Below are 18,334 nucleotides of genomic sequence, written 5' to 3'. Positions count from 1 at the left end.
GGGCCGGGATGTAAGCCTATTTGCGGCAATGCCAAGCGCCAGTTTTCAGGCAATGGTCACGACCCGCGCCCGGCCCTTCCGGTCGAGCGGCTTCACCACCACCTTGTCCCCCATCCGGTCGAAGGCGATGTCGACGGAGGCTTCCCCCACGCGCAGCCCATAGAGGGTGAGCTGGTCGATGAAACGGGGCAGCGCGGGTTCCCGCAGCGAAATTTCCGCCCCGCCGACATCGAAGCCCAGACCCAGGCTCGACTGGATCAGCGACAGGGGCGCGGCGGCCGACCAGGCCTGCGGGCTGCACGCCACGGGGTAGAAGGTCGGCCCCTGCGCCCGCCGCCGGGGAAAGCCGCAGAACAGTTCGGGCAGGCGCATCAGGTCGACATAGGTCGCCGCCGCGAACAGCCCCTCGAATATCTGCGCCGCCTGCGCGCGATAGCCATAGCGCGAGAATCCCGCCGCGATCAGCGCATTGTCGTGCGGCCAGATGGAGCCGTTATGATAGCTCATCGGATTGTAGCGCGCCTCCGTGGAGGCGATGGTCCGCACGCCCCAGCCGGAAAAGGAGGCGGGGGCCATCAGCGTGTGCACCACCATGTCCGCGCGCTCCTCTTTCGCGAGGCCGGTGAACAGCACATGCCCCGCATTGGAGGATCGGACGCGGCACGGCCTTTTCTCCCCATCCAGCGCCAGCACATAGGTGCCGATCCCGGCGTCGAAGAAGGCGGCGTCGAACCGCTCCCGCAGATCGTCCGCCCGCATCCGGTAGGTGCGGGCCTTGTCCGGATCGCCCAGCGTGGTGAAGATCGCCTCCGCCGCCCGCCAGGCGCCATAGACATAGGCCTGCACCTCCGCCAGCGCGATCGGGCCGCGAGCTATGCCGCCATCGGCGTGGAAGACCGAATCATGGCTGTCCTTCCAGCCCTGATTGACCAGCCCCTGGTCGGTCAGCCGGCCATATTCGACGAAGCCGTCGCCGTCGCGGTCGCCATGCTCGTCTATCCAGCTCAGCGCGGCTTCGACATGGGGCAGGATGGAGGCGATGAAGCCGCTGTCGCCGGTTCGTTCCAGATAGGCCCCGGCCAGCATCACGAACAGGGGCGTCGAATCGATGCTGCCATAATAATGGCGGAAGGGGACTTCCCCCAGTTCCGCCATTTCGCCATGGCGCACTTCGTGCAGGATCTTGCCCGGTTCGGCATCGGCGGCGGCGTTGAACTCGGTCGCCTGGTGCGCGGCCAGATAGCCCAGGACGCCCCGGCTGATCGCCGGGTCCAGCCACAGCGTCTCCAGCGCGGTGATGATGGCGTCGCGCCCGAACACGGTGCTGAACCAGGGAATGCCGGCATAGGGATAAGGGCCATATTCCGTGTCGGTCGACAACATGGTGATGTCTGCCACGGACCGCCGGGCGACTTCGTTGAAAAGCTGGTTGGACGACCGCACGGTCGCCCCCCGCGTGCGCGCCTGCTTCAGCGCATGCATGGATTCGCGCAGGGTCTTCAGGAAATGCTTGGACAGGTCGCCCGCCGGCTCGTCGTCGCGCGGCTGGCAGCAGATCAGCAGGTAGAGCGTGCGCCGCTCGCCGGGCGGCACGGTCACCTCGAACCGCGCCCGGCTTTCCGTCAGGACCTGCGGCGCGGGATCGAAGCGCAGCAGCGTTTCGCGCCGCTTGCCGTCGCGCCCGTCATAGCCCAGCCGCACGGACTGGGGACCGATCGCAGGCTCCCGCACGGTGCCGCGCCGCAGCCGGGTCATGCCGCGTATCTCGAACAGGTCGGCGAAGTCGGCGGCGAAGCTGATATTCACCTCCACGGTGCGGACTTCGGTGTCGAAATTGCGGATCGTGATCCGTTCATGGACCGCGCCCTCCCACAGGAAGCGGGTGCGGCGCAGGTGGATGAGGTCATGCTCCACCGCCACGCGGCCATCCCCGCCCGCGAAGTCGGGATTGGTGAGGTCGCAGGTCAGCATCGCATTGTCGTCGCGAAGGCCAGAACTCAGCAGGATCGGCCGGGTGTCGTTGATGGTGAGGTAGAGATGCGACAAATGCCGCGTGTCGCGGTGATACAGCCCTTCCGGACTGCCCGGACCCGCGATCGCGTCGCCGCTATGGTCGAACACGGCGAAGCTGTCCCCATGTTTCAGCGTCCGCGGCCGCCGCTCATGGAGCGACGCCGTCGCCGGGATGAAGAATTGCGTCTGCGCCTGCGACAGCGCCTGCCCCGGATCAATGCCGTGACCGGCGTTCGGGACCGAAGGGCTGGGGTTTTCCGGCTGCAACTGGCTTGCCGTCATGCCTCTCTCCTGATGCCGCATTTCCGGGGCGCTGCCCGTAAACGGCCAAGTTGAAAATGCTCTATCCCACGACCTGAAGTTCCGAACCTTCTCCGCGCAGCCGCCGCAGCATCGCCGCCTGCGTCCGCGCGCCGGGAAGGTCGTGATAAAGCTGAACATAATCGGCGGCCATCCGCTCTGCCGTGAAGCGTGCGTCAAAGGCGGCGCGCACCTTCGCGCGGTCGAGTTCGCGGAGGCGGCCGACCGCCGCGACCGCTTCATCCTCGCTCTCGACGATATAGCCTGACCGCCCGTGGTCGATCACTTCGGGGACGGAACCGCAGCGGAAGGCGATGACCGGCGTGGCGCAGGCCATGGCCTCTATCATCACCAGGCCGAAGGGTTCGGGCCAGTCGATGGGGAACAGCAGGGCGCTTGCCCGGCCCAGGAATTCGGCCTTCTGCGCCTCGTTGATCTCCCCGACATAGTGGACATTGGGGTAGCGTTCGACGAGCGGCGCGATCTCCCGCTCCCAATAGGCGCGGTCCACCGCGTCGATCTTCGCCGCGATCCTGAGCGGCAATCCCGAACGCGCGGCGATGCGGATCGCCCGGTCGGGACGCTTTTCGGGGGAAATGCGCCCCAGAAAGGCCAGATAGCCGTCGCTGGGGCCGATGCGGGGCGGCAGCAGGTCGGCGGGCAGGCCGTGGTGGATCGTCCCTGCCCAGTTCACCGGCGGCATCGGCAGCCGCTGATGGTCGGAAATCGACACCAGGCTGTGATCGGGGAAGGCGCGGTAGAAGGCGGGCAGGTCGGGCAGGTCCAGCCGGCCGTGCAGCGTCGTCACGCAGCGGCCGATGAAATCCTGCACCAGCGGCATGTGGATGAGGTCGATGTGGAAATGCAGCGCGTCGAACTCGTCGGCCCGGCGGCGCACGGCATCGAGCAGGATCATGTGGTAGGGGATGGGGTCGCGCACCTTGGGATTGAGCCGCAGCGCCATGTCGGTCACCGGCACCAGTTCCGCCCGGGTGACGGAGTCGCCGCTGGCGAACAGCGTCACCTCATGCCCCTGCCGCACCAGTTCCTCGGTCAGGTAGGACACGATGCGTTCGGTGCCGCCATAGAGGCGCGGCGGCACGCTTTCGGCAAGCGGAGCAATCTGTGCGATTTTCATGGTCGGGCATCCCTTTGAAGGCCGCGCCGCCACCGATCCCCCCGACTTGCGGTGGGCGCCCCCGTTAAAAGCGCGAAAGCCCCGCAGGTTGCATGGCGATCGCGCTTCCATGTCGGGATTTTCCGATGGACGCGCCCTTTCGGCCGGTCGACGCAATGCGCCCGTCCGCATCATTTTTCGCGCCCCTGACTTCGGACTGACATAGTCGCCGCTTAGGTGAGCCACAGCGGAAAACTGACTGGCCGGTCTGAAGAGGGGCAGGCATGGCCTTGAAATATGGAGAGCATCTTGACGATCCTCACGATCGATTTCGAGGCGTCGTGCCTGCCCCGGCACGGCCTGTCCTACCCCATTGAAGTCGGCATCGCCCGCGAGGGCAAGGCGCGAAGCTGGCTGATCCGGCCGCATGACGATTGGGCGGGATGGCATTGGTCCGCCGAGGCGGAGGCGCTGCACGGCCTGGACCGCGACCGGGTGGAGCGCGAGGGCCAGCCTGTCGAAACCGTGCTGTCCGAACTGGCCGACGCCTGCGCGGGGCGGCGCATGGTGGCCGACAGCATGATCGACCAATATTGGCTCGACACGCTGGCCGACGCGGCGGGGCAGGCGACGCCCTTCCTCATCGACCATGTCTCGCTGCTGCTTGACGAGCATCGCGCGGACGAACGGCGGATCATGGAGGCGGTCGCCCGTGCCGACGCGCTCCACCCGCATCGCCACCGGGCGGCGAGCGACGCGCTGTGGCTGTCGGCGCTGCTGGATCATGTGAGCGGCCGGACGATCCATGCCCCTGACGCGAATGGCCTGGCTCCAGTCGGAAGAAGGGAAGGATCGTGCCCGCGCCGCCCGCAACGGGAAAATGCTTGAGCAATAATTTGTAACACTCGGCAAATTTCAGAGACATTCAGCCCGCCTAAAACCCGGACCGATCATTTCCGGTTGTCAGGGAGAAGGCCCCATGTTGCTCATTCTCGCGTCCAGCGCGGCGGCCATTGCCGTCGCCACGCCGATCCACAGCGCTGAAATCACCCATGCGTCGAACGCCTATCGGGCGAGCTACGAGACCGAATCGACGGTCCGCTTCCGAGAGGTCGAATCGCGCTTCGCCAATCGGCCGTCCATGCCGGTGTGCCGCTGGCAGGCCGAACTGGTCGTGAACCGCGACGTCGCGATGCAGGGCCGCGCCCTGGCCGCCGTCGCCAAGCCGATCCACCGCTTCGCTCCGCTGTCGGGCAGCCATGCCGGCAGCTGCGCCGCCGCCCGCGACGAGATCGAGGCGGAAGTCGCCCGCCACGCCGGGGCCCGCGCGGCCGAAGCCGTCGCCGTGGCGCGGCAGGATCGGGCCACACTGCTGGGCGAGCTTGACGGCATTCACGCGCTGTCCGCGAAGGGCGCCGTAACGGGCGGATGAACCCACCGCTGATATTGATCGCGGACGCCCAGCAGGACGTGCGCCAGGATGTGCGCCAATCGCTGGAGGAAAGCGGGTTTCGGGCCATGGCCGCCGCCTCCGCGAGCGAAATCTGGGATGCGATGAACAGCATGCCCGTGGGAGCGGTCGTGCTGGATGCCGCGCTGCGCGGCCCGGACGGCATGGATCTGTGCCGCGACGTCCGGGAACGCAGCGACGTGCCGATCATCCTGGTCGGCGCCAACAGCAGCGAGGTCGACCGCGTGGTCGGGCTGGAACTGGGCGCCGACGATTATATGGCGAAGCCCTATTCGACCCGCGAACTGGCCGCCCGGCTGCGCGCCGTGCTGCGCCGGGGACGCAATGAACGTGCCCTGGGCGTGCGCCGACCGACCGAGGCGCGGTTCGACGGCTGGGTGGTGGATTCCTCCCGGCGCGAGGTTCTGGCCCCCGACGGCGCGCAGGTCGACCTGACCGCCGCCGAATTTGCGTTGCTGCTCGTGCTGCTGGATCATCCGCAGGTCGTGATCGCCCGTCCGCGCCTGATGGAACTGGGCGGCGTGCGCGATGCGCCATCCTCCGACCGCAGCGTCGACGTGCTGGTCAGCCGGCTGCGGCGCAAGCTCAGCCATGGCGGCCGGCCAGCGCCCATTGTTACGGTGCGGGGCGGCGGATATATGTTCAGCGCGGTGGTCGACCGGCGCTGAGCCGCTTCGGCCCGGTCCAATGTTTCCCATCCATTACATTGATTCTGCTGGAAAATCGGGCGAGCCGCCGCGCCTATCGCGCTTTCCATCACTCAGACATATTATTTAACAAAGCCGCTGCGACGCAGCAAAAACGCCTCCCTATCGTGCATCCTCAAGGCCGGTCTGCCCCCTGACCGGCCATCAGACAAGAAGGATGCAACGACATGAACGATCTGATCGGTCGCGTCTTCAGCTTCGAAAGCCATGTCTTTCCGAACCAGAGCGCGCTTTACAACCGCCTCGCCAGCGACGGGCAGAGCCCCAAGGCGCTGATGATCTCCTGCGCGGATTCGCGCATCGTTCCGGAACATATCATGCAGGCGGACCCCGGCGACCTGTTCGTCTGCCGCAACGCCGGCAACATCGTCCCGCCGCACGCGACGCAGAATGGCGGCGTCACCTCCACCGTCGAATATGCCGTCATGGTGCTGGGCGTGCGCGACATCATCGTGTGCGGCCACAGCGATTGCGGCGCGATGAAGGCGCTGTCCACCAATGCCGACCTCAGCGCCATGCCCAATGTCGCCGCCTGGCTGCGCCACAGCCATGCCGCGCAGAAGGTGTGCCGCGAAAGCTACCCCGCCGACCTCAGCGATGCGGAGAAGCTGCGCAACATGGCGCTGGAGAATGTGGTGGTGCAACTCGCCCATCTGCGCACCCATCCGTCGGTCGCGTCGGGCATCGCGCGGGGCGAGATCGCGCTGCACGGCTGGTATGTCGACATCCACGCGGGTCAGGTTCTGGGCCTGGACGGCGAGACCGGCCGTTTCCTGCCGCTGCGCGAAGGCCAGCCGCTGCCCGTGGCGTTGCCGCACGCCAAGCGCCTGGCGGTCGACATCGCCTATGCGCAGGCCGCGGAGTAAGCTGATGCTCAAGGCATTTTCCGGCGGCAACTTCAGCCGCGACTTCACGGCCTCCATCGTCGTCTTCCTGGTCGCGATGCCGCTGTGCATGGGCATTGCCATCGCTTCCGGGGTGCCGCCGGAAAAGGGCCTGATCACCGGCATGATCGGCGGCCTGATCGTCGGCCTGCTGGCGGGATCGCCCCTTCAGGTCAGCGGCCCGGCGGCGGGCCTGGCGGTCATCGTCTTCGAAATCGTGCAGAAACAGGGCCTGTCCGCGTTGGGGCCGATCCTGATCCTGGCGGGCGCGATCCAGGTCGTGGCCGGACTGATGCGGGTCGGCGGCTGGTTTCGCGCCATATCGCCCGCCGTGGTGCACGGCATGCTGGCGGGCATCGGCGTGCTGATCGTGGTCGGCCAGTTCCATGTGCTGTTCGACGACAAGCCGCTGTCGAGCGGTCTTGCCAATCTGGTCGCCATGCCGGGGCAGATTTTCGGTCTTTCCAACCAGGACGCGGCGACCGCCTTCGCGGTCGGCCTGCTCACGATCGGCGGCATGCTGGGGTGGGAGAAGCTGCGTCCCGCGTCTATGAAGCTGCTCCCGGGCGCTCTCGTCGGCGTGGTGCTGGCGACGCTGGCCGCCTTTATCCTGAGCCTGCCGGTGGCGCGGGTCGTCGTGCCGGAATCCATCGTCTCGGCCATTTCGCTGCCGGGCGACGATCTGGTGCAACAGCTTCTGAACCCGACGATCATCACCACGGCCATCGCCATCGCCTTCATCGCCAGCGCGGAAACGCTGTTGTCGGCGGCGGCAGTGGACCGGATGCATGACGGCGTGCGTACCAATTATAACCGCGAACTCAGCGCGCAGGGCGTGGGCAACCTGCTCTGCGGCGTGGCGGGCGCGCTGCCTATGACCGGGGTCATCGTCCGCAGTTCGGCCAACGTCCAGGCCGGCGCCAGGACGCGGCTGTCGACCATCCTGCACGGCGCCTGGATATTGGGCTTTGTCGCCCTGCTGCCCTGGCTGCTGCGGGAAATCCCGATGGCGGCGCTGGCCGGCGTCCTGGTCGTCACCGGCGTGCGCCTGGTCAGCGTCGACCATGTGAAGCATCTCCTCCACCGCTATGGCCCGCTCCCGGCCGTGGTGTGGGCGGCGACGCTGATCTGCGTCGTGGCGACCGACCTGCTGACCGGCGTCCTGGTCGGCATCGGCCTGTCGCTGATCGAGCTTCTGCCCCATGCCCGGCGCCTCCGCCTGGGCGTGGACGAGGAGGCGCGGGACGACGCGCATGAGGTTGCGCTGCACGGCACCGCCACCTTCCTCAGCCTGCCGAAGCTGTCGGCCAGGCTGGAGGCGCTCCCGGCCGGGCGGCTCGTCATCCTGAATGTCGAGCGTCTCAGCCATATCGACCATACTTGCGCGGAGATGGTCCGCGAATGGGTCGACCGTCGCCGGGGGACCGGCGCGCAGGTCGAACTGTTCGGCGCCACCGGCCGCATGCGTCATCTCGCCGCCTGATCCTTCACCCCCTCCTCAGGCGATGAACGAACCGCCGCATCACCCCAGGGCGATGCGGCGGTTTTGCTTTATGATGCGAAATAGAAACATAATAGCAATATATGGAACGATAGAAGACAATAATCGTGTTGCGGATAACACAGTGACTTCACGCCCTTTCGCATTTGCGGAAAAGCCGTTTCCCCATTCCGCCTTCTCCCCCTAAACCTTTTGCCGAACCGCCGGTATCGAAGACGATAAGACCCAAAGATCTTCGGAGGGAGCGGACGCAGGAAGGAACATTCTTACGTAAAGGGGAATGTTCATGAAGTATCATATTGCCTGTGCCGCGCTTGCGCTGCTTTCCAGCGCTCCGGCTTTCGCTCAGGAAGAGCCGGCAGGCCCCGTCACCGTCACTGGCAGCGTCGGTCTGGTGTCCGACTACCGCTTCCGCGGCGTGTCGCAGAGCGACCGCGGCATGGCCATCCAGGGCGGCATCACCGCCACGCATGAAAGCGGCTTCTATGTCGGCACCTGGGGTTCGAACCTGGGCGGCTGGGGCCGTTTCGGCGGCGCGAACATGGAACTCGACCTGGTCGCCGGCTATTCGGCCGCGCTGGGCGAGGGCACCACGGTCGACATCGGCCTGACCTGGTACATGTACCCGTCGGGCGCCGACAAGACCGACTTCGCCGAACCCTATGTGAAGCTGTCGCACCAGTTCGGTCCGGTCAAGGGCCTGGTCGGCGTTGCCTACGCGCCCAAGCAGGAAGCGCTTGGCAGGACGTATAACAGCGCAGCTAGCTATCTCGCCGGCACGCCCGACAATCCCGGCGACAAGGAAGACAATTTCTACGTCTGGAGCGACCTCAGCGCCGCGGTTCCCAACACCCCCGTCACGCTGAAGGCCCATGTCGGCTGGTCGAACGGCAATCCGGGCCTTGGCCCGAACGGCACTTCGGTCGCGCCCACCGGCAAATATCTCGACTGGCTGGTCGGCGCCGACCTGGCCATTCCGGGCACGCCGCTGACCGTCGGCGTCTCCTTTGTCGACACCGACATCGCCCGGGTCGAGGAAGATTATCTGCGTCCGAACTTCATGGTCAACGACAGCAAGGATGCCGGCAAGTCGATCGCGCGCGGCACGGTCCTCTTCTCGCTGACCGCTGCATTCTGACCCGATGGGCCGGGCCTGGTTCGCCAGGCCCGGCCATGCTTCTTTCCCGGACGTGACAAATTGTTTCTGTTGTCGCGTCCGGGGCTTTCCGGCCGCCGGTGCGGTTGACCCTGGCTCCGGCCGTCCCTATCCCGCTGTCATGCCCACAGCCGTGCCGACATTTTCATGACCGCGCCGACCATCATCCTTGTCGAAGACGACCCGCCGCTGCGCACGCTGACGGCGCGGGCCTTGCAGGAACATGGCTATCAGGTCCGGCCGGCTTCCTCCGGTCCTGAAATGTGGGTGGCGTTCGACGCGGGGCCGGTCGATCTGGTCGTGCTGGACGTCATGCTGCCGGGCACCAACGGCATTGACCTGTGCCGCCAGATCCGGCGCAAGAGCGACGTCCCCATCATCTTCATCAGCGCCAAGGGCAGCGAGACCGACCGCATCGTCGGGCTGGAACTGGGCGCGGACGATTATCTGCCCAAGCCCTTCGGCACCCGCGAACTGATCGCCCGCATCCGCGCCATATTGCGCCGCGTCGGCGTGGAGCGCGGCCCGGACGAGCATCGCGAGAATGAGGCGCGCTTCGACGGCTGGATCGTCAACTTCCCCCGCCGCGAACTGCGTTCCCCCACCGGCGCCATCGTCGATCTGACCGGCGCGGAGTTCGACCTGCTGGGCAGCTTCCTCAGCCACCCGCAGCGCGTCATCGCCCGCGAAAGGCTGATCGAACTGTCCCGCACCCGCATGGGCGACAGCAGCGACCGCAGCATCGACGTGCTGGTCAGCCGCCTGCGCCGCAAGCTGACGACGGACGATCGTTCGGCGCCGATCACCACCGTTCGCGGCGTCGGATACATGTTCAATGCGGAGGTCAGCCGCGCTTGAGGCGGCATGTCAGCCTGGTCGGGCAGATATTCGCCATCCTGCTGCTGACCCTGACGATGGAATTCGCCGTCGGCGTCTTCCTGAACGAGCGGGCCAATCACCTGTCGCTCCAGGATGACGAGGCGCGCCGCCTGGCCGAGCATCTGGTGATCGCGCGCAAGCTGTTGACCGAGCATCCGGCGGATGAGCGGCATGCCTTGTCTCTGCAACTGACCACCGACCGTTACGACATACATTGGGCACCCTCCTCGCCCCCGCCGCCCGCCCTGGCGCCAGGGCTGGAGCGGATGCGCCGCCAGATCGTCAACTGGGAACCGACGCTGGAGCAGTCGGGCCTGTGGCTGCGCCTGGCTTCCCCAGGCCGCGTTTCGGAGATCAACGGCGGCTTGCGCCTGGCGGACGGAAGCTGGCTCTATTTCGGCATGCGGCACAGCGGCGGCAAATGGACCTTCGCCATCGGCCGCATGGGGTTGGCGCTGATCCCGGTGCTGGCGCTGCTGATCGTCGGCGGCATCATGATCCGGCGGACGCTGGCCCCGTTGCGCGACCTTACCCGCGCCACCGAGCGCATCGGCCTGAGCGACGAAGTGATCGTGGAGGAGGGCGGGTCCAACGACGTCCGCAACCTCATCCGCGCCTTCAACGCCATGCAGAAGCGCATCCATCGCCTGATCACCGAACGGACGGAGACGCTGGCGGCGGTCGGCCACGACATGCGCACCCCGCTCGCCCGGTTGCGGCTGCGGCTGGAGAACCTGCCCGACAATGAGGCGCGGGAGGCGATCGAGGGCGACCTTACCGAAATGGGGGAGATGATCGATTCGCTGCTCGCCTTCCTGGGCGGAGAGAAGAATGGCGAGCCGGCGGTGCGCACCGATCTCGCCGTGCTGGCGGCGACGGTGGTCGACGCCTTCCAGGATCAGGGCAGGCAGGTCGATTATGTCGGGCCCGACCATCTGGAAATGGAGGTGCGCTCGCTCACCTTGCGCCGGGCGGTCGTCAACCTCGTCGAAAATGCGCTGCATTATGGCAGCCGGGCGCGGGTCACGCTGGAACGCCGCGACCGGGAAGTGCTGATCCGCGTCGATGATGACGGCCCCGGCATCCCCCGCGACAAGCTGGACGAGGTGCTCAAGCCCTTTACCCGCCTGGACGAGGCGCGGCAGCGCAACACGCGGGGGCTGGGCCTGGGCCTGGCCATCGTTGCGCGGGCGGTGGAACTGGAGGGGGGCCAGCTGACCCTCGCCAACCGGCCCGAAGGCGGATTGCGGGCGGAAATCTGCCTGCATCTTCCGGCCGAAGCGCAAAAGCGCTGATCCAAGGGCGCTGACAAAGAGAATCTGCCTGCCCCCAAGCAAAACTCATTTACCGCGAAGCAACATGCCGCGCTATGCCGGGCGCCTGTATCGAAAGAGGCGCTTATGACGGCAGAAGGCGAAAAGGAAATCGCCCAGGGTTATTGGGACATCGATCGGCTGGCGGCCGAACTGGGCGCGGTGCGGCGGCGCTGGCGGCAGGGGCAGGACCATCATGCCGAATATGGCGCGGAGGGTTTCCCCTCCCGCGCCACGCTGACCAAGATCATGGAGGCTTTGTGCGGTGCGCTGTTTCCGCTGCGCCTCGGCCCCAGCTTCGTGCGCCTGCATAATGAGGACGCCTATGTCGCCCAGACCCTTCAGACGGTGCTGAGCCGCCTCTACGGGCAGATCCGGCTGGAACTCATCTATGCGATGAAGGGCGAGCCGGCCGAACATGTGGACCGGGAGGCGTCCCGCATCATCGGCAGTTTCGCCGACAGCCTTCCCGCGCTGCGCGAATTGCTGGACAGCGATGTGGAGGCGGCCTTCCTGGGCGATCCGGCGGCGCGCAGCGTGGACGAGGTGCTGATCTGCTATCCATCCATGATGGCGATCATCCACCATCGGCTGGCGCACCGGCTCCATCAATTGGGGGCGCCGCTGGTGGCGCGGATCATCTCCGAAATCGCGCATGGCAGCACGGGGATCGACATCCATCCCGGCGCGAAGATCGGCCGCAGCTTCTTCATCGACCATGGCACCGGCGTGGTCATCGGCGAAACCGCCATCGTCGGCGACCGGGTGCGCATCTACCAGGGCGTGACGCTGGGCGCGCGCAGCTTTCCGGCGGACGAGAAGGGCGCGCTGGAAAAGGCCCTGCCGCGCCATCCGATCATCGAGGACGATGTGGTGATCTATGCCGGGGCGACGATATTGGGGCGCATCATCATCGGCAGCCGTTCGGTGATCGGCGGCAATGTCTGGCTGACCGACAGCGTGCCCGCCGACAGCAATGTCCGCCAGGCCAAGGCGCATTATGAAGTGACCAGCCGGGTCGAGGTTTCCGCCCCCCACCGCGTCCACGCTTTGTTGGACGAAGGCCGCGACGGCATCGCGGAGAATATCTAGGACCAGTCGACATTCAGCCCATGGCGGCCTGCAAATGGCAGTTTTCCGTGCTTCCGGTGCTCACCTACTTTAAGTACGCTGCGCTCCGGGTCACGAAAAACTACCATTTTCGGCTCGCCCTGAACTGAATGTCGACTGGTCCTAGGGCGGCGCCAAGCGCCTCGTGCTCCTGCGGAGGCAGGAGCCCAGTTCCGCGCTTGACGTGATAAGGCAACGTCTGAACTGGGTTCCTGCCTGCGCAGGAAAAGGCTGTGCATGGTCAGTTTGCGCAGCTATCCCCATCCCCGGCGATCAGGTCCAGGCAGCGCCCGTCGATCTGATCCTTCGGCACCGGCAGTCCGATCAGCGCCGCCAGCGTCGGCAATATGTCTGCCGTCTCCACGCCCAGCGGCTGTTCGAAATGAACCAGCCCCTTGCGCCAGAACAGGATCGGCACGCGGCGGTCCGTGTCCCAGGGCGAACCATGGGTCGCGACATAGCCCATCACCGCCGCTTCCGGGATCGACATGACGCGGGGTTTCAGCAGCAGCAGCAGGTCGCCCGACCGCTGCGGGTCGAAGCTGGCGCGGGCCTCCTCTATCAGCGACCAGCTTTCCGGCGGGCCGGAGGGAGAGGGGGTGGCCGCGATCTCCGCCCTGGTGAACACGGTCTGCACCTGTGGATGGGCGCGCAGCAGGGCCAGCGTCGCCGCCTCCACCTTGGTCCGCTGCGCAGCGGTGAGGCCCTTGTCGAAATAAAGATCGCCCGCCGGACCGTCGCCCCAGATCAACCTCTTGCCGCTGATGCCGGTCTTCTCCGCGATGGCGGCGGACAGCGCCTTGGGCGTCAGCGCCTTGTCGACGCGCTGCTCCATCGGCATGGCGTTCAGCCGGTGGCGTTCGGGCAGGTCGTGGCCGCCATGGTCGGCGGTCAGCATCACCACATAGTCCAGCCCATCCTTGTCCAGCCGGTCGAAAAAGGCGCCCAGTTCGCGGTCCAGCCGGTCGACCTGGATGCAGCTTTCCGTCCCCTCCGTGCCGTAGGCGTGGCCGATATAATCGGTGGCCGACAGGCCGATGGAGATGATGTCGGTCTGCGCCTGACGCCCCAGCGCCATGGCCTCTATCGCGGCGGCGGCGAAGGCCAGGGTCATCGCGTCCTGCTCCGGCGAGACGCGGAAGCCCTTGTAGTCGCCCGCCTCCCGCGCGAAGCGCCCGGTGCCCACGGTGATGCTGCCCGCCTTGACCGGGAAATCCTTGGCCGCGCATTGCGGCGGCAGTTCGAAGCCGGGATTGGGCTGGGCCAGGCGTTGGGCCATGACTTCATTGACCTTGGCCACCAGCGGCGGCGTCGCCACCCCCTTGTAGCTGACATAGCCCTGCGGCCCGCCCAGCCACCAGACCTGATCGGCGGTCGGCCCGCCCATCATGATGGCGGCGCGGTCCTTCCCCGCCACCGACACGACGCGGGTGGCGGGATTGGCGGCCTTCATCCGCCCGCCCAGCGTCGGCACCCGAAGATGCACCGGCGAGGCCTGATAGTCGGCGCTGCTGCTGCCCGGCTGCGTCTCATCCTCCGCGCAATAGACCAGCTTGTCGGCGCGGGCGGCGTTCAGGTCGAACCAGCTATTGGCGATGATGCCGGTGCGCGCCGGTCGGCTGCCGGTCAGGATCGTGCTGTGGCCGGGGCAGGTCTCGGTCGCGGCATGGCCCTGATAGCCGCGGGGGAAGACGACGCCCTGTTCCGTCAGCCGCCGCAGGCCGCCCGTATAATATTGGCGATATTCGCTGAACAGGTCGGCGGAAAACTGGTCGACGGAGATGGCGACGATCAGCTTGGGCGGAGTGGCGGGAGCGGCGGGCTGAACCGGGCCTTGGGCCATGGCGGGCAGCGAAGCGGCGAGAAGCAGCGCGGCCGCGACATTCTTCAACATTATGCGATACCTTCTCATGCCTTGACGGCGGAAGCATCGAGACCTAGCCCGCTTCCGTCCACCGGAACAGAGGCCCGATGCGGATTTTTCATGTCCTTCTGATGACAATGCTTTTGCTGTTCGCGCCCGCCGCGGCGCGGGCGCAGGGCGCGTTCGGCGGAGGCGCGCCGCATATTGCGGCGGAATTGAGAGCGGAAAGCGCCGCGCCGCAGCCGGGCAAGGACGCCGCCATCGCCTTTTCCATGACGCCGGAGCCGGGCTGGCACGGCTATTGGCAGAATCCGGGCGATGCGGGCCTGGGCATGACCGTCAAATGGACGCTGCCAAAGGGAGTCGCCATCGGCCCGCTGCGCTATCCGGTGCCGGAAACATTGCTGATCTCCGGCCTGATGAACCATGTCTATGAAGGCCCCTATGGCGTGCTGGCGAAGCTGACCGTCGCGCCGGACGTGCCCCTGGGCACGAAGCTGCCTGTCCGGGTCCGCGCCGACTGGCTGGCCTGCACGGACAAGGTCTGCGTGCCGGAGGGTGCCGATCTGGCGCTGGACCTGGTCGCGGGCGACGGCGCGATCCTGCCGGGCGGCAGGGCGCAGTTCGACGGCTGGCGCAGCCACCTGCCGCGTCCGCTGGGCAGCGAGGCAAGCTATGCCATCGCCGACGGCCGCCTGCGCCTGTCCGTGCCCTTTCCGGCGGCGGCCAGCGCCCGCGACGTCCATCTCTTCGCGCTTGCCGACGGCCTCACCCGCTATGCCGCCTCGCAGAGCGTCACGCGGCAGGGCGACCGGCTGATCATCGAAACCGAAGCCGGGCAGGGCCTGAAATCCGACCCGGTGCAGGCCGTGCTGCGCACCGGCGACCATGTCGGCTTCCTGCTGACGGCCCGGCCGGGCGCCGTCCCCGCCGCCCGCTCCGTCACGGCGCAGACCGTCCTGATTGCGCTGGGCGGCGCGCTGCTCGGCGGCCTGCTGCTCAACATCATGCCCTGCGTCTTCCCGATCCTCGGCCTCAAGGCAATGAAGCTCGCCCGCGCAGGCGGCGACGAGCGCACCGTCCGGCGGGAGGCATGGGCCTACAGCCTCGGCATCATCCTCACCTGCCTCGCTTTGGGCGGCCTGCTGCTTGGCCTGCGCGCCGCCGGTGCGGCGGTGGGCTGGGCCTTCCAGTTGCAGGATCCCCGCATCATCCTGCTGCTGCTGCTGCTGGTGACGGCGATCACGCTGAACCTTGCCGGGTTGTTCGAACTGAGCGCTTTCGGCGGCGGCGACCGTCTGGCGGGGAAGGGCGGCGCGACCGGCGCATTCTGGACCGGCGCGTTGGTCGCCTTCGTCGCGACGCCCTGCACCGGCCCGTTCATGGGCGCGGCCATGGGGGCCGCCCTAGTCCTGCCGATTGGCGCGGCGCTGGCGATCTTCGCGGGGCTTGGCCTTGGCCTGGCGCTGCCCTTCCTGGCGCTGGCCCATATTCCCGCGCTCCGCACCCGCCTGCCCCGGCCGGGGCCGTGGATGGGGCGGCTCCAGAAGATATTGGCCATTCCCATGGCGCTGACCGCGCTCGGCCTGCTGTGGCTGCTCGGCCAGCAAAGGGGCGTTCCGGCGATCCTGCTGGGCCTTTGCGCGGCGACGGCTCTTGCAATCGGCCTGTGGTGGCTGGGGCGGCGGCAGCTTCATGGCCGGCGCGGCGGGCTGGCGGTGGCCTGCGCGGCGCTGATCCTCTTCGCGGGAACCGCCATTCTTCTCCCCACTCATGCCCCTGCCGCTGCGGCTTCGGAAAAGGGCCTGCCCTTCGACGAAGCCCGCCTCGCCAGCCTGCGCGCCGCCGGAAAGCCGGTCTTCCTCTACTTCACCGCCGACTGGTGCCTCACCTGCAAGGCGAATGAAGCCGCCGCCATCGACCGCGACGAAACCCGCGCCGCCTTCGAAAAGGCGGGCGTCACGGTGATGGTGGGCGACTGGACCAATGCCGATCCTGCCATCACCCGCTTCCTGGAGGCGCAGGGGCGTTCCGGCGTCCCGCTCTACCTCTGGTACGCGCCGGGCAGGGAAGCGCGGACATTGCCCCAGCTCCTCACCCCCGCCACGCTGACCGCTCTGGTGTCGTGATGGCCAAGGTGCGCGCCGACCAATTGCTCGTGGACAATGGCCTGGCGGAGAGCCGCGCCCGCGCGCAGGCGCTGATCCTCGCCGGTCTCGTCTTCCTGGGCGACCGGAAGATCGACAAGGCCGGGCAGCAGGTCGCCGCCGACGCGGAACTGGAGGTGAAGGGCCGGGACCATCCCTGGGTGTCGCGGGGCGGCATCAAGCTCGCCCATGCGCTGGAGCATTTCCAGATCGACGTGGCCGGCGCGGTCGCCATCGACGTCGGCAGTTCGACCGGCGGCTTCACCGACGTGTTGCTCACCCATGGCGCGGCGCGGGTCTATGCGGTGGACAGCGGCACCAACCAGCTTGCGTGGAAGCTGCGGTCCGACCCCCGCGTCATCGTGCATGAACAGACCAGCGCCCGCATCCTGACCGCCGACCATGTGCCGGAGCCGGTCGACATCATCGTCTGCGACGCCAGCTTCATCTCCCTCGCCAAGGTGCTGGAGCGCCCCATGGGCTTCGCCCGCCCCGGCGCGCGCCTCGTCGCCCTCATCAAGCCGCAGTTCGAGGCGGGGCGGGAGGAAGTCGGCAAGGGCGGCGTCGTGCGCGATCCCGCCATCCATGAACGGGTGTGCGGCGAAGTGCGGGACTGGGCGCTTTCCAGGGGGTGGCAGGTCGAAGGCATCGTCGCCAGCCCGATCACTGGACCCCAGGGCAATGTCGAATTTCTCCTCTCCGCATATTTGGCGGATAATCCCCCCCTGTTCGTTTCGCCGCTATAGTAACCATCTGCGACAAACGTCCGTTTGAGTCGCTTGCAAAGGCCGATTAGCCCGATCCCATGCGCACCATCCTGCCTATCTTCCTGATTGCGCTCACCCTTTCCGCCTGCGGCGGTCAAAAGGAGAAGAAGGCGCGCCCCCCGGCATTGGTGGAGGCCGCGCCGATCGCGTCCGAAACCTTCACCGACAATCTGGACGCCGTCGGCACCGCCTTCGCCAATGAGCAGGTGGTGCTGTCCGCCCCGGTGACGGAGCGCATCACCTCCCTCAATTTCAGCGACGGCGGCTATGTCGGCAAGGGGCAGGTGATCGCGACCCTGGCGGCGGGACAGGAGCGGGCCGAACTCGCCGCCGCCCAGGCCCAGGCGCTGGCCGCCCAGCAGCAACTGGATCGCATCCAGGCGTTGAAGACGCGGGGCTTCGCGACCGCGGCCAGCCTGGACAGTCAGGTGGCGCTGGCCAATGCCGCCCGCGCCAGCGCGCAGCAGGCCCGCGCCTCCATCGGCGACCGGGTGGTGCGCGCGCCCTTCTCCGGCTGGGTCAGCCTGCGCACCGTGTCCCCCGGCGCCATCGTCACCGCCGGGACGCCCATCGCCACGGTCAGCGACATTTCGCGGATCAAGCTGGACTTCACCATTCCCGAAACCCGCCTGTCGATGGTTCGGGAAGGGCAGGCGATCAAGGCGGTTTCCGCCGCCTGGCCCGACCGGCCCTTCACCGGCACCATCGCCACCATCGATCCGGTGATCGACCCCGCCACCCGCGCCGTCCGGATCAGGGCGATCCTGCCCAATCCCGACCGCGCCCTGAAGCCCGGCATGCTGCTGACCGTCAACGTCATCGCGAAGCAGCGCCAGTCGCTGTCCGTGCCCGAACTGGCGGTGGTGGGCGATGGCGAGGATCGCTTCGTCTTCGTGGTGGAGGACGGCAAGGCCAAGCGAACCAAGGTCGACACCGGCATTCGCCAGAACGGCTTGGTCGAGATATTGGGCGGCGTGAAGGCGGGCCAGACCGTCGTCACCGACGGCGTCGTCAAGCTGACCGACGGCGTGCCGGTGCGCCTGCCGGGCGACAAGCCGGAGGCGAAGAGCGCGAGCGCCGGCCGGGCGGCCGGTTAAGGGAGGCG

The 18,334-nt window shown here is 67.3% G+C and carries 15 protein-coding genes; 12 read left to right on the top strand and 3 right to left on the bottom strand.

Annotation, left to right across the window (positions count from 1 at the left end):
- Positions 1-45 precede the first annotated feature (45 nt).
- Positions 46-2,295 (bottom strand): amylo-alpha-1,6-glucosidase, encoded by a 2,250-nt coding sequence (locus Sj15T_RS09380; protein WP_013040774.1) that lies wholly within the window; start codon positions 2,293-2,295, stop codon positions 46-48.
- A 61-nt stretch (positions 2,296-2,356) separates the two neighbouring features.
- Positions 2,357-3,451, bottom strand: a complete 1,095-nt coding sequence (locus Sj15T_RS09375) for a glycosyltransferase family 4 protein (RefSeq protein WP_013040773.1) — start codon at positions 3,449-3,451, stop codon at positions 2,357-2,359.
- Positions 3,452-3,727: 276 nt separating this feature from the next.
- On the opposite strand from Sj15T_RS09375, the gene Sj15T_RS09370 reads away from it, so the two are divergent.
- The 9 genes from Sj15T_RS09370 to epsC all read left to right on the top strand — a co-directional run bounded on the left by Sj15T_RS09370 (position 3,728) and on the right by epsC (position 12,433).
- The gene (locus tag Sj15T_RS09370; protein WP_013040772.1) at positions 3,728-4,318 is read left to right on the top strand and encodes a hypothetical protein; all 591 of its coding nucleotides are present in this window, start codon (positions 3,728-3,730) and stop codon (positions 4,316-4,318) included.
- Positions 4,319-4,409: 91 nt separating this feature from the next.
- Positions 4,410-4,862, top strand: a complete 453-nt coding sequence (locus tag Sj15T_RS09365; protein WP_013040771.1) for a hypothetical protein — start codon at positions 4,410-4,412, stop codon at positions 4,860-4,862.
- Complete coding sequence (locus Sj15T_RS09360) at positions 4,859-5,569, top strand: response regulator transcription factor (protein ID WP_007683919.1); 711 nt, start codon at positions 4,859-4,861, stop codon at positions 5,567-5,569. The genes Sj15T_RS09365 and Sj15T_RS09360 overlap by 4 nt, the downstream gene beginning before the upstream one ends.
- Before the next feature lie 206 nt (positions 5,570-5,775).
- Positions 5,776-6,474 (top strand): carbonic anhydrase, encoded by a 699-nt coding sequence (locus Sj15T_RS09355; protein ID WP_013040770.1) that lies wholly within the window; start codon positions 5,776-5,778, stop codon positions 6,472-6,474.
- A 4-nt stretch (positions 6,475-6,478) separates the two neighbouring features.
- Positions 6,479-7,975, top strand: a complete 1,497-nt coding sequence (locus tag Sj15T_RS09350; RefSeq protein ID WP_013040769.1) for a SulP family inorganic anion transporter — start codon at positions 6,479-6,481, stop codon at positions 7,973-7,975.
- A 298-nt stretch (positions 7,976-8,273) separates the two neighbouring features.
- Positions 8,274-9,131, top strand: coding sequence for a TorF family putative porin (locus Sj15T_RS09345; protein ID WP_013040768.1), 858 nt, complete (start codon positions 8,274-8,276; stop codon positions 9,129-9,131).
- Positions 9,132-9,296: 165 nt separating this feature from the next.
- Positions 9,297-10,007 (top strand): response regulator transcription factor, encoded by a 711-nt coding sequence (locus Sj15T_RS09340; protein WP_007683937.1) that lies wholly within the window; start codon positions 9,297-9,299, stop codon positions 10,005-10,007.
- Positions 10,004-11,323, top strand: coding sequence for an ATP-binding protein (locus Sj15T_RS09335; RefSeq protein WP_007683938.1), 1,320 nt, complete (start codon positions 10,004-10,006; stop codon positions 11,321-11,323). Before Sj15T_RS09340 ends, Sj15T_RS09335 begins: the two co-directional genes overlap by 4 nt.
- Positions 11,324-11,428: 105 nt before the next feature.
- Positions 11,429-12,433 (top strand): serine O-acetyltransferase EpsC, encoded by a 1,005-nt coding sequence (gene epsC / locus Sj15T_RS09330; RefSeq protein ID WP_013040767.1) that lies wholly within the window; start codon positions 11,429-11,431, stop codon positions 12,431-12,433.
- Positions 12,434-12,692: 259 nt separating this feature from the next.
- Here the strand turns inward: epsC and Sj15T_RS09325 are convergent, their stop codons facing one another.
- On the bottom strand, positions 12,693-14,345 hold the full coding sequence (locus Sj15T_RS09325) for an alkaline phosphatase family protein (RefSeq protein WP_013040766.1): 1,653 nt from the start codon (positions 14,343-14,345) through the stop codon (positions 12,693-12,695).
- A 77-nt stretch (positions 14,346-14,422) separates the two neighbouring features.
- Here Sj15T_RS09325 and Sj15T_RS09320 point away from each other — a divergent pair, with 77 nt between their 5' ends.
- From Sj15T_RS09320 to Sj15T_RS09310, 3 genes are read left to right on the top strand one after another with little or no spacing between them, the layout of a single operon-like run.
- On the top strand, positions 14,423-16,444 hold the full coding sequence (locus Sj15T_RS09320) for a protein-disulfide reductase DsbD domain-containing protein (protein ID WP_013040765.1): 2,022 nt from the start codon (positions 14,423-14,425) through the stop codon (positions 16,442-16,444).
- Positions 16,444-17,208 (top strand): TlyA family RNA methyltransferase, encoded by a 765-nt coding sequence (locus Sj15T_RS09315; protein WP_013040764.1) that lies wholly within the window; start codon positions 16,444-16,446, stop codon positions 17,206-17,208. The genes Sj15T_RS09320 and Sj15T_RS09315 overlap by 1 nt, the downstream gene beginning before the upstream one ends.
- Before the next feature lie 59 nt (positions 17,209-17,267).
- Entirely contained in the window at positions 17,268-18,326 is a 1,059-nt protein-coding gene (locus Sj15T_RS09310; RefSeq protein ID WP_007683943.1) for an efflux RND transporter periplasmic adaptor subunit, read from the top strand.
- The last annotated feature ends 8 nt before the right edge of the window (positions 18,327-18,334 follow it).

Origin of the sequence: Sphingobium sp. TA15, from assembly GCF_037101235.1 — a bacterium.
Taxonomy (GTDB): domain Bacteria; phylum Pseudomonadota; class Alphaproteobacteria; order Sphingomonadales; family Sphingomonadaceae; genus Sphingobium; species Sphingobium indicum.
Note: the sequence above shows the minus strand (reverse complement) of the source record. Positions and strands in the feature narration are given on the sequence as shown.